General features: G+C 64.4%; 12 protein-coding genes. 6 read left to right on the top strand and 6 right to left on the bottom strand.

Going from position 1 to position 10,828, the window contains the following annotated elements; genetic code table 11:
* Positions 1-23 precede the first annotated feature (23 nt).
* Positions 24-251, top strand: a complete 228-nt coding sequence (locus MJ601_RS08365) for a circumsporozoite protein (RefSeq protein ID WP_242125283.1) — start codon at positions 24-26, stop codon at positions 249-251.
* Positions 252-392: 141 nt separating this feature from the next.
* Here MJ601_RS08365 and MJ601_RS08360 read toward each other — a convergent pair whose 3' ends face one another.
* On the bottom strand, positions 393-809 hold the full coding sequence (locus tag MJ601_RS08360) for a glycine zipper 2TM domain-containing protein (RefSeq protein ID WP_242125281.1): 417 nt from the start codon (positions 807-809) through the stop codon (positions 393-395).
* A gap of 300 nt (positions 810-1,109) precedes the next feature.
* On the opposite strand from MJ601_RS08360, the gene MJ601_RS08355 reads away from it, so the two are divergent.
* Positions 1,110-2,093, top strand: a complete 984-nt coding sequence (locus MJ601_RS08355) for an esterase-like activity of phytase family protein (protein ID WP_242125279.1) — start codon at positions 1,110-1,112, stop codon at positions 2,091-2,093.
* Positions 2,094-2,203: 110 nt separating this feature from the next.
* Here the strand turns inward: MJ601_RS08355 and rpmB are convergent, their stop codons facing one another.
* Positions 2,204-2,497: a 50S ribosomal protein L28 gene (gene rpmB, locus MJ601_RS08350; RefSeq protein ID WP_007687480.1), complete on the bottom strand. Its 294-nt coding sequence runs from the start codon at positions 2,495-2,497 to the stop codon at positions 2,204-2,206.
* Positions 2,498-2,651: 154 nt separating this feature from the next.
* Here rpmB and MJ601_RS08345 point away from each other — a divergent pair, with 154 nt between their 5' ends.
* Both MJ601_RS08345 and MJ601_RS08340 read left to right on the top strand, forming a co-directional pair.
* Positions 2,652-2,873 (top strand): hypothetical protein, encoded by a 222-nt coding sequence (locus MJ601_RS08345; protein ID WP_242125277.1) that lies wholly within the window; start codon positions 2,652-2,654, stop codon positions 2,871-2,873.
* A gap of 37 nt (positions 2,874-2,910) precedes the next feature.
* A complete protein-coding gene (locus MJ601_RS08340; protein WP_242125275.1) occupies positions 2,911-3,369 on the top strand; it encodes a nucleoside deaminase in 459 nt (152 codons plus the stop codon).
* Here MJ601_RS08340 and MJ601_RS08335 read toward each other — a convergent pair.
* Positions 3,331-5,247, bottom strand: a complete 1,917-nt coding sequence (locus MJ601_RS08335; RefSeq protein WP_242125272.1) for a hypothetical protein — start codon at positions 5,245-5,247, stop codon at positions 3,331-3,333. The two genes, MJ601_RS08340 and MJ601_RS08335, sit on opposite strands and share 39 nt — an antisense overlap.
* 138 nt (positions 5,248-5,385) lie before the next feature.
* On the opposite strand from MJ601_RS08335, the gene MJ601_RS08330 reads away from it, so the two are divergent.
* The gene (locus MJ601_RS08330; protein ID WP_242125270.1) at positions 5,386-5,802 is read left to right on the top strand and encodes a GtrA family protein; all 417 of its coding nucleotides are present in this window, start codon (positions 5,386-5,388) and stop codon (positions 5,800-5,802) included.
* Between the two features lie 3 nt (positions 5,803-5,805).
* On the opposite strand, the gene MJ601_RS08325 is transcribed toward MJ601_RS08330, so the two are convergent.
* From MJ601_RS08325 to MJ601_RS08315, 3 genes are all read right to left on the bottom strand, one after another.
* Entirely contained in the window at positions 5,806-6,609 is an 804-nt protein-coding gene (locus MJ601_RS08325; protein WP_242125267.1) for a LytR/AlgR family response regulator transcription factor, read from the bottom strand.
* On the bottom strand, positions 6,606-7,712 hold the full coding sequence (locus MJ601_RS08320; protein WP_242125265.1) for a sensor histidine kinase: 1,107 nt from the start codon (positions 7,710-7,712) through the stop codon (positions 6,606-6,608). The genes MJ601_RS08325 and MJ601_RS08320 overlap by 4 nt, the downstream gene beginning before the upstream one ends.
* Before the next feature lie 102 nt (positions 7,713-7,814).
* On the bottom strand, positions 7,815-8,321 hold the full coding sequence (locus MJ601_RS08315) for a winged helix-turn-helix transcriptional regulator (protein WP_242125263.1): 507 nt from the start codon (positions 8,319-8,321) through the stop codon (positions 7,815-7,817).
* A 110-nt stretch (positions 8,322-8,431) separates the two neighbouring features.
* Between MJ601_RS08315 and MJ601_RS08310 the strand changes: the two genes are divergently transcribed.
* Positions 8,432-10,537, top strand: a complete 2,106-nt coding sequence (locus MJ601_RS08310; protein WP_242125261.1) for a RelA/SpoT family protein — start codon at positions 8,432-8,434, stop codon at positions 10,535-10,537.
* The last annotated feature ends 291 nt before the right edge of the window (positions 10,538-10,828 follow it).

Below are 10,828 nucleotides of genomic sequence, written 5' to 3'. Positions count from 1 at the left end.
TATTCTCAGAGAGGGGTTAACCCATGACCAAGTCGATTGCTCTTTCGCTCGTTCTCGCTGCCTCGCTCGGCCTCGCCGCCTGCTCGAAGAGCGCGGACAATGCCGCCAACGCTTCGGCCAACGCTGCCGAGAACGCTTCGAATGCTGCCGACAACGCCATGAACGCCGCGATGAACGCCGCCGACAACGCCGGCAACGCCGCTGCGAACGCCACCAACGCTGCTTCGAACGCCGCTTCGAACGCGATGTAATTCCCCTTACCGGGAATATCTGGAAGAGGCCGCGCCGGAAACGGGGCGGCCTTTTCCTTTGGGCAAAGAGGGCATGAACGTCCCGCCAAATGAAAGGGCCGCCCCGATGGAGCGGCCCTCATTCCTGTCGCGGTGGCTGGTTCAGCAATCCCGGTCGATCGCCCGGCCCGCCAGCGCACCGACGCCCGCGCCGATGATGGCGCCCGTCGTGCCGTCCCCGCGACGGCCATAACGGCCGCTGCCCTTGCCGATCTCATTGCCCAGCAGGCCACCGGCGATCGCGCCGATGATGGTGCCGCCGGTGCCGTTGTCCCGGCAGCGATAGCCGCCGCGATAACCGCGATAGCCCCGGTAATAATCGTCGCGATAATAGCCGCCGCCACCCCGATAATAGCCGTCGCGATAGCCACGATAGCCCCCGTCGCCGCGATAATAGTCGCCGCGCTCATAGCGGTGGCCCCATCCGTCCCGCGCCTGTGCAGGCGCCGCGGTGACAGCCAGGGATGCAGCGCCCATCGCCAGCGCCGCCCCCATATTGATCAGAAACTTGGTCTTCATGGCGTTGCTCCTCAATCAGCCATCATTGAAGGCAGGTCCTCGAAAGAGAGACTCACCATCGATTGAAGCCCTTTTGCCCGATTCGCGTTGAGCCGAGCCTGAATGGCGGTGTCAGCGGCGGTTCAGCATGGCAACGGAGTCCGGCTTCGCCAAAGCGCCCCTATTTTCCCGCTTTTCCGTTCGAAAAGCCAGCGATTCGACACCGGCCCCTCCGCCAGCACCAACCGGCTACCTGAACGGGCGCGAAGGGAAAAACTGCGCTGCTGCACGGCAGGCGATATTCCCCTATGGCGGGAAACGATGCGCCGAATCCTGATCGTCCTGCTGCTCGCGATCCTGCTTCTCCCGGCGCCGCACAAGAACAAGCCCGAACTGTTCGGACCCGGCCCGCTGCTGGTGAATGCCCAGCCCCTGCCGCTCAGCACCGCCGACCCCATGCTGCGCAGGCTTGGCCGCCTCACCTATCTGGGCGGCTGGCAGCTCAGGGCCAGGCATAGCGGCTTTGGCGGCATATCCTCGCTCCTGGCCGAACCGGACGGGCAGATATTGGCCCTGAGCGATTCCGGCACGCTGATGGGCTTTCATATCGGCCCCGGCAAACCGGCCCGCCACCCGTTCATCGCCCCGCTTCCCATCCGCCCGCAGGACCGTGACAAGCCATGGTGGGCCTGGGATTCGGAAGCCATGGCCCACGATCCGGCCAGCGACCGCTATTGGGTGGGGTTCGAGCTGCAGCAGATGATCTGCCGCTATTCGCCCGGCTTTGCGCGGGTCGAGGCGTGCCGCGTCTGGCCGGAGATCGAGGCCTGGCCGGAAACCGGCTCCATCGAATCACTGGCCCGCCTGCCCGACGGCCGCTTTCTGGCGATCGCGGAAATGGGCATGACCGCGGATGGCAGCCACGACGCGCTGCTGTTCGGCGGTGACCCGGCGGACAGCGCCACGCGCGCGCCGATCCATCTGCGCTACGTGCCGCCACGCGGCTACCGGCCGACCGACGCCGTGGCGCTCGACGACCGGCACATGCTGGTGCTGAATCGGCGGCTGACCCTGCAGGAGCTGTTCACGGCCACGCTGGCGATCATCGAACTGCCCGATCATCCACGGCCCGGCGACAGGCTGAAGGCGCACAGCCTCGCCCGGCTGGCTCCGCCGCTCCTGGCCGACAATTTCGAAGGGCTGGCGATCAGCCGGGAAGGCCGACGCCGCATCGTCTGGATCGCATCCGACGACAATCACGAATTTTTCCAGCGCACCCTGCTGCTCAAATTCGCACTGGACTGAATTTGTGAGCCAATGGCCAAAAACGGCCTGAAATGGATTCCAAGCCGATCGCGCAACGCAAAAAAGCGGCCCGTTTCCGGACCGCTCCCGTGCGAACGAAGCGAAAGCGATCAGGCCGCGACGGCGGCCTTCTTCTTCGCGATGTCGCGCTTCAGGCGGCGCGCCTTCAGCGACAGCTTGTCGTCGCTGGTCTTCAGCAGCCAGTTGTCCAGGCCGCCATTATGCTCGACCGAACGCAGACCATGGGTCGACACGCGCAGCTTCACGGTCGTTTCCAGCGCTTCGGAGATCAGCGACACGTTCTGCAGGTTGGGCAGGAACACACGCTTGGTCTTGTTGTTGGCGTGGGAAACATTGTGACCCACCTGGCGGCCCTTGCCGGTCAGCTCGCAAATGCGCGACATAGTCAATCAACCTTGTAATTCGGGTTCGTTCGGAAAGCGGCGCCGATAACGGGATTCCATCCCGCCGTCAACCCGCCGGGAGCCTTTCCGGGATCACATGCGCAACCCTTTCCGACTCCGGGACGTTCTCCCCCTTAACCGACAGGAGGCGGAAATGCGATTCATTGGTGGCCTTTTGCTGATCATATTGCTCCTGCTGGGCGCGGGCGTCGCGACCGGCTTCATCGACCTGCAGAAAACGCAGGAAGGGCGCCTGCCCGAAATCGCGGTCAAGGGCGGCACCCTGCCCAAATATGAGGCCAATGTGGCCAAGGTGGAGGTCGGCAAGCGCAAGGAAACGGTCGAGGTGCCGACCGTCGACGTCAAGAAACCCTGATTGTCCCTTTCCGGGCCGATGCTGTAAGGGCGATGGCATGCCACCGCCCTTTCCCCTGCCCGACCCCATGCGGCGCGCCCTTGACCTCGCCCGCGCCGCGCAGGAGGCGGGCGAAGTGCCGATCGGCGCGGTCGTGACGCTGGACGGCCGGATCATCGGTGAGGGCGAGAATCGCAACCGCCGCGACAAGGACCCCACCGCCCATGCCGAAATCGTCGCGATCCGCTCCGCCGCCGCCCATATCGGGGATTTTCGCCTCACCGGCTGCGATCTCTGGGTGACGCTGGAACCCTGTCCCATGTGCGCGGGAGCCATTTCCCACGCCCGGATCGCCCGGCTCTATTATGCCGCGCCCGACCCCAAGGGCGGCGCGATCGAGCAGGGCCCGCGGCTTTTCAACCAGCCGCAGTGCCTGCACCGGCCCGAAGTCTATGGCGATATCGCCGCAGCGGAGGCCTCAGCGCTGCTGCGGGACTTTTTCGTCGCCCGACGCTGATGACGGACGCCGTCCATAATCGATGCGATAGAGGGTGTAGGGCAGCGTCAGGCCCGTCCTGAGCGGGACGGGATGAAGCCAGTCCGGCACCTCCCCCCGCATCAGCCCGGCGTAGAAGCCCCTGGGGCTGCGCGACTGGTAGATGGTGCCTTCCGGGAAGCCGGGACAGACCAGCAGATAGGTCGCATGATGTTTCGCCGCGATCGGCCGGAACGCGTCCGCCGGCCCGTCATAGGCATGGTGCATGTCCAGAATCACCGCCCCGTTGCGATGATAGGGACCGGCGACCGCGCTATGGTGGGTCGTCGCGATCAGGCGCGGCCCCAGATCCACCATGGTGAAGATGGTCGCGGGCGGAAGCTGGTTCAGCACCTCCAGCACGGGCAGCGTGCGGCAACGGCCATTGGCCTTGTTGATCGCGGCCTTGCGGGTGGCGACGGCCGGCTTTTGCGGCTTGGGCGCCTCGCCCGTCGCCCTGGCCCAGAGCGCGTTCATCTGCGGATAGAGCGGGGTCGCGAAGACCACCACGGCGACCAGCGCGGTCCCCAGCAGCGCCAGCCCCCGCACCAGCGGGCGCCCCGTCCCGATCAGGCAGAGCAGGCGATAGGCCGCCCAGGCCGCGGGCGGGATCGCCAGCAACTGCGCCGCAGGCCCGGCGCGCAGTTGCCAGAACAGCAGGGCGGTCGAAAACAGCATCATCAGCCCCACCGTCGCCCAGGCCCAGAGCCGGTCGCCGTCGCGCCGCGAATCCCACAATGCCCAGACAAGGCCGATGACGCCCGCGACCGGAATCGCCATCAACGGCACGATCAGGCTCCAGGGCTGGACGCTGATCGGCTTGGCCTCGCGGATATTGGCGAGCCAGAGCTTCTGCAATTCGGGCGAGATCTGATAGGCGCCCGACAGGCATTGCGGCCAGTTCAGCCAGGCAAAGGCCGCCACCGCCGCGCCGACCAAGATGCCCGCACCCAGGCGCGCGGGCCAGTTCCTGAGCGGCAGCAACGCCAGCAGCACCATCCCCGCCGAAGCCGCCGCGAAGATCGCGACCCAGATGGGCGAGATCGCGTCGCACACCATCTGGCGGTTGGCATGGCTGGCAAAGACCAGGAAGCAGAGCGACGTCGCGCCGGTCAGGCTCAACGCATAGGGCAGCATCCGCCGCGCCGCGCCATCCTTGAACACCCAGCGCAATGCGATCAACGCGCCGCCTGCCGCCAGGTAGACGATCATCTCCATGCCGATGGCGATGGAAAGCGCGCTGCTGACCCCGGCGACGATCCCGCCGCGCAGCCAGTTGCGATCGATCAGCCCGGCCAGCATCAGCACGGTGAGGGCGAGCTGCCAGCCATGATGGTCGATCCGCATGGGCATGAACATGCTGATGCCCATCTGCGCGGCGAAGGGCGCGGCGGCCGCCAATATCCAGCTATTGCCCCCCGCCAGCCGCCGGGCGATGAAGCCCAGCCCCAGCATCAGCGGCAGGATCGGGATCATCGGCGCGATGCCGCAGGCCAGCCGGTCCGCCAGCCCCTGGTCGAGGAAGGCGCGGAAGAACAGCATCAGCCCCGCGATCGGCAGGTCCACCAGCCGCGACCAGTGGATGTTGAAGCCCGCGGGCGGATCGAGCCGATATTGGCGCAGATCGTACCAGCCTTGCCCCGCCAGCCAGTCCTTCACCTGCACGAAACGGATATTGTCGTCGGTATCGCTCAGAGTGAGCCAGTGGATCTGCGGCCAGCGCACCACCAGGAACCCGGCCATCAGGGCGATCCACAGCAGCAGCGTCAGCCATTTCCAGTGGCGATCGGCATAGGCGGAGAATTTCCCCGCCAGGAACGCGGCGCGCGAACGCACGGCAGGCCAGCCTTGCAGGTTCATGGGCGCCCGATCACAGCATTTTCCACTCGACCGCTATCGGTCGATGGCTCAGAAAATGCGGCATCAAAAACATCCAAGGCGGTTTCGTGAAAACGAAATCCGCTTTAGAGGCTCCGCATCAAAGCGCAACGGGGCGGCATGAAAATCCTCCAAATCTTGACACCGCATCAGCAAGCCCTGTTCTGGCAGATCGTCCGATACGGCCTGACAGGGCTGTTCGTGACCGCCTGCCAGGCGACGATCTACTGGACGCTGGCGGCGCCGGTCGGCCTGCATCCGCAGGTCGCCAACGGCATCGGCTATCTGGCGGCGGTGCTGATCGGCTATGTCACGCACAGCGCCTTCACCTTCCGCGGCCATGGCGGCCGCGACAACCAGGCGGCGCGCGGTTTCCGCTTCCTCGCGGTATCGCTCATCAGCTATGCGCTGAACGCGCTCTGGGTGTGGCTGTGCGTCACCCATATGCGATGGCCGGAATGGTCGCCCATCCCGGCCATGGTCTTCGTGACGCCGGCCGTGGTGTTCGGCCTCAACCGGCAATGGGTGTTCCGTTAAGCGTCAGTGCACGAACCGCGCCACCACGTCGCGATAGGAGCGGCTGACCTTTACCTGCGCGCCGGATTCCAGCACCAGGAAGCATTCGCCGTTGGTATGCGGCTTCACCTGCCGCACCTGGCTCAGATTGACGATGGTGGAGCGGTGCACCCGCTGGAAATTGCGCGGGTCGAGCCGCTTTTCCAGATCCTTCATCGTCTCGCGCAGGATCAGCGAATTGTCGGCGGTATAGATGCACATATAGTCGCCCGCCGCGTCGATCCGCTCGATCGAATCCACGTCCACGCGGAAAATCTGCCCGCGATCCTTGATGTTGATAAGTTTTTCGAAGCGGTTGGCGGCCGGCGCATCCTCGTCGCCGGAGTCGAATTCGGTCATCGCGTCGGGCGCGACCTCCGCCAGCACCTCGCGCAGTTTCTCGGCTTCCTGCACCTGCCGCCTTTCCGACAGGCGCTGGCGCACCCGGTCCAGCGCGTCGGCCAGCCGTCCCTCCTCCACCGGCTTCATCAGATAGTCGACCGCCTGCGCCTCGAAGGCGCGGATGGCATGGTCGCTATAGGCGGTGCAGAAGATGAAGAGCGGGGGTTCGACCTCCATCAGCCCCTGCACGACGGAAAAGCCGTCGAAACCGGGCATCTGAATGTCGAGGAACACAAGGTCGGGTTTGTGCGTCTTGATGGCGCGGATCGCTTCACGGCCGTTGGAACAGGTTTCTACGATTTCGACATCCTCATGCGCTTCCAGACGCAGCTTGAGGCCTTGGATAGCCAGGCTTTCGTCGTCGACGAGGATTGTTCTGATGGTCATGCGGCCACTCTCGATGGTTCATCCAGGTTAAGCGGCATTTCGATCAGGACCGAAAAGCCGCCTGGCGTGGAACGCGTTTCGAAGCTCTGTCGTTCCCCGAAGGCCTGAATCAGGCGGTCGCGGATATTCGCCAGGCCGACGCCCGTTCCTTCGCTGACAGGATTGTTCGGGCGGGTGAACCCCTCATTCAATCCCGGACCCGTGTCGGATACGATGATCCGGACATTTTCACCGGCAGGCTGCGCCGTGACGGAGATTTCGGCCCCCTCCTCCTTGGGCGTGACCGCATATTTGATGGCATTTTCGACCAGCGGCTGGAGCAGCAGCGAGGGCAGGCGCGACTGCGCCACCGCCGGATCGATGTGAAAGACGGGCCGCAAACGGTCCTCGAACCGCATCTTTTCGATTTCGAGATAGAGTTTCAGCGTCTCGATCTCCTGCTCGATCGTCACCTGCGCGGTCGGCTCGTTGATCAGCGTATAGCGCAGGAAGGAGGACAGGCGCGAGAGCATCGCATTGGCCCGGTCGGTCTGCTTCAGCAGCACCAGGGTCGAAATGCTGTTGAGCGTATTGAACAGGAAATGCGGGTTGAGCTGGTAACGCAGCATCGCCAGCTGCGCGCTCGACGCCTGGTTTTCCAGCCGCAGCAGCTGGTCCGCCTGCTCCTCCACCGTCAGGTAGAAATTGATCGCATAATAAAGCGCGGACCAGGCCCCCAGCAATGTCATGCTGAGATAGAAGGCGCCCAGGAACAGTTGCAGCCCCGCCGTCTCGCTGCCCCGGTTCTGGGTCGAGAACACCCAGGCGTCGATGAAGGCCACCAGCCCCGCCGCCACGACCACCGTCACGATCGACGCGCCCCAGGTGATGATCGGCCGCTGCCGTTGCAGGAAGCGGAACACCACCGCGATCAGCAGCGTCACCGAATAGCCCGACACGGTCGAGATCATCACCGGAATCAGGCTGGAAAGCGGCTGCCCGTTGGCGATGGTCGATGAACCGCGCAGCAGGAAGGCCCCGGCCCAGCCCAGCGACTGGAGGTTCCAGAAAGCGCGGTTCTTGTCCGCGAAGAAGGGCTGCGGTTGGAAGCGATGCACTGACATTGCGGTCAGACTAGAGCATCAGGCGAAAAAGTGGGAACCGGTTTTTTTACACGGCCCGGTTTTCGGGACGACGACGGCCCCTCGTCAAAACCAAGCGCTCCGTCAGGCCGCCTTCACCGTTTCCGGCACCGTTTCAGGCACGGGCGCAGCCGCGACCGGCGTTTCCTCATCGATGCACAGCCACACCAGGTCGCTCAGGTCCAGCGTGCGGCCGTCATGCGCCTGGATGGCCATCTTGCGGATCGGCTGCCGGTCGCGGCTGTCGGCCAGCACCTGGCAGGCGATGGGACCGCAGCCCCATTTCTCGCCCCACTGGCGCAGCGCGATCATGGCGGGCGCCAGATCCTGCCCTTTTTCGGTCAGCCGATATTCCACCTTGCGCCGGTCGCACTGCATCGGCTGGCGCACCAATATGCCGTTTTCGACCAGCCGGGCGAGGCGATTGGCCAGGATGTTGCGGGCGATGCCCAGGATCGACTGGAAATCCTCGAAATGGCGAATGCCCGACAGGGCACCCCTCAGGATCAGGAACGACCAGCGTTCGCCCATGGCCTCCAGCGCGCTCGGAAGCGCGCATTGTTGCAGATCCTGCGCCAGATTATGCTTCATGGGTCCCATAGATAGCTCAAAGCCATCGCTGTTGCAAAAGTGCAGCGCGTTTTTGTGAAATGGGATTTTTTTGTTGCACTGCAAGGGGCAGAGCGGACAATCGGGAAACAATGCTACGCCAGTATGAACTTGTCGAACGTGTGAAACGCTACGATCCCGACGCGGACGAAGCGATGATCAACCGTGCCTATGTGTTTTCGGTCCAGAAACATGGCAGCCAGAAACGCGCCAGCGGCGACCCCTATTTCAGCCATCCGATTGAAGTCGCGGGCATCTTGACCGACTTCAACCTGGACGACCAGACCATCGTGACCGCGCTGCTGCACGACACGATAGAGGATACGCTGGTCACCTATGAGGAGATCGAGCACGCCTTCGGCAAGGACGTCGCCCGCATGGTCGACGGCGTCACCAAGCTGTCGAAGATCGAGGCCATGTCCGAAAATGAGCGGGCGGCCGAGAATCTGCGCAAATTCCTGCTCGCCATGTCGGACGACATCCGGGTGCTGCTGGTGAAGCTCGCCGACCGGCTGCACAATATGCGCACCCTGCACTTCATCAAGAATGAGCAGAAGCGCCGCCGCATCGCCCGCGAGACGATGGACATCTACGCCCCGCTCGCCGAGCGGATCGGCATGTACGACTTCATGCGCGAGATGCAGCTTCTCGCCTTCCGCGAACTCGAACCCGAAGCCTATGACAGCATCACCAAGCGGCTGGAGCAGCTGAAGGAAGGCGGCCATGACAAGGTCGATCGGATCGGCGCGGAACTGCAACTGCTGCTGGGCGGCAAGGGGCTGTCGGTCACGGTGTCGGGCCGCGAGAAACATCCCTATTCCATCTGGAAGAAGATGCAGGAACGCCACATCAGCTTCGAGCAGCTGACCGACGTCATGGCGTTCCGCGTCATCACCGAGACGGAGGATGACTGCTACCGCGCTCTGGGCGTCATCCACCGCACCTACAAGATGGTGCCGGGCCGGTTCAAGGATTACATCTCGACGCCCAAGCGCAACGGCTACCGTTCGCTGCACACCACGGTCATCCATCAGGAAAATGCCCGGATAGAGGTGCAGATCCGCAGCCGCGACATGCATCATGACGCCGAACTCGGCCTCGCCGCGCACTGGGCCTACAAGCAGAAGGGCGATGCGGGCGACCATCATGCCGCCTGGCTGCGCGACCTGGTCGAGATACTGGAACAGAGCCAGGATGCGGACGAGCTGCTCGAACATACCCGCATGGCGATGTATCAGGACCGGATCTTCGCCTTCTCCCCCAAGGGCGAACTGCACCAGCTGCCCAAGGGATCGACGCCGGTCGATTTCGCCTATGCGGTGCACACCTCGCTCGGCAACCAGACCGTGGGCGCCAAGGTCAACGGGCGCGTCGTGCCGCTGCGCACGCCGCTCGAAAATGGCGATCAGGTCGAAATCCTGAAATCGGAAGGGCAGGAGCCGCAGCCCGGCTGGCTGACCTTCGCCGTCACCGGCAAGGCGCGCGCCGCCATCCGCCGCTATATCCGCCAGAAGCAGCGCGGCGAGGAAGTGGCGCTGGGCGAGAAGCTCTATGAGGAGATTATCGGCCGCTTCTCCCCCGAACTGGCGAGCGAACTGGGCGACAAGGCGCTCAAGGCCGCCCTGAAGCGGCTGAAGCTGGACGATCGCGCCTCGCTGATGGTCGCCATCGCCACCCACCGCCTGCTCGATTCGGAAGTGATGGAAGCGCTGGTCCCCGGCTCGACCAGCGCGGAGGGGATGGAGGAAGCCCATCCGCGCCAGCATGCCCCGGTGTCGATCCGCGGCCTGACGCCGGGCATCGCCTATCATCTGGGCGACTGCTGCCACCCCGTTCCGGGCGACCGCATCGTCGGCGTCCGCCGTACCGGCGAACCGATCGAGGTCCACACCATCGACTGCCGCTCGCTGGAGGCCGGGCAGGATGACGACTGGGTGGACCTGAGCTGGGACAGCAGGTCGAAGGGCGGCACGGCGCGGCTTTCCGTCATCGTCAAGAACCAGCCGGGCGCGCTGGCCGCCGTCACCAACGTGTTCGGCGCGACCAAGGCGAACATCCTCAACCTGCAACTGGTGAACCGCGAAGGCCCCTTCCACACCGACATCATCGACCTGGAAGTGGCCGACGCCCAGCATCTCAACCGCATCCTCTCGGCGCTCCGCGCGCTCGACGCGGTGGTGCAGGCGGATCGGGTGTAGGCCGTCTTCCGCTTTCCTGCTTCCGTGGGAGCGGCGTGCTCGTTATCCGTTGCTTTTGCCTGTCAGGCGCTGTAAGGGCGCCCGCAGCAGACCGCCGTCAGCAATGCCGGCGGTCTTCCGTCCGAGACAGTTGGTGAAGGGAATATGCCCTTCTTAATTTCCAGCCTAGACGGGGAAAAGTTCTTTGCCGGCCGGGTCTTGCGCCTGTCCGGGTCTGCCTGTTCCCTCTTGAGGATTCGGGCCAGTCGATCTCTCCCCTTCGGACTCGATGCCCCGCGATTCGTCGCGGGT

It is taken from the genome of Sphingobium trunci (genome assembly GCF_022664535.1).
In the GTDB taxonomy this organism is placed as follows: domain Bacteria; phylum Pseudomonadota; class Alphaproteobacteria; order Sphingomonadales; family Sphingomonadaceae; genus Sphingobium.
This window is presented reverse-complemented; position numbering and strand designations above follow the sequence as displayed.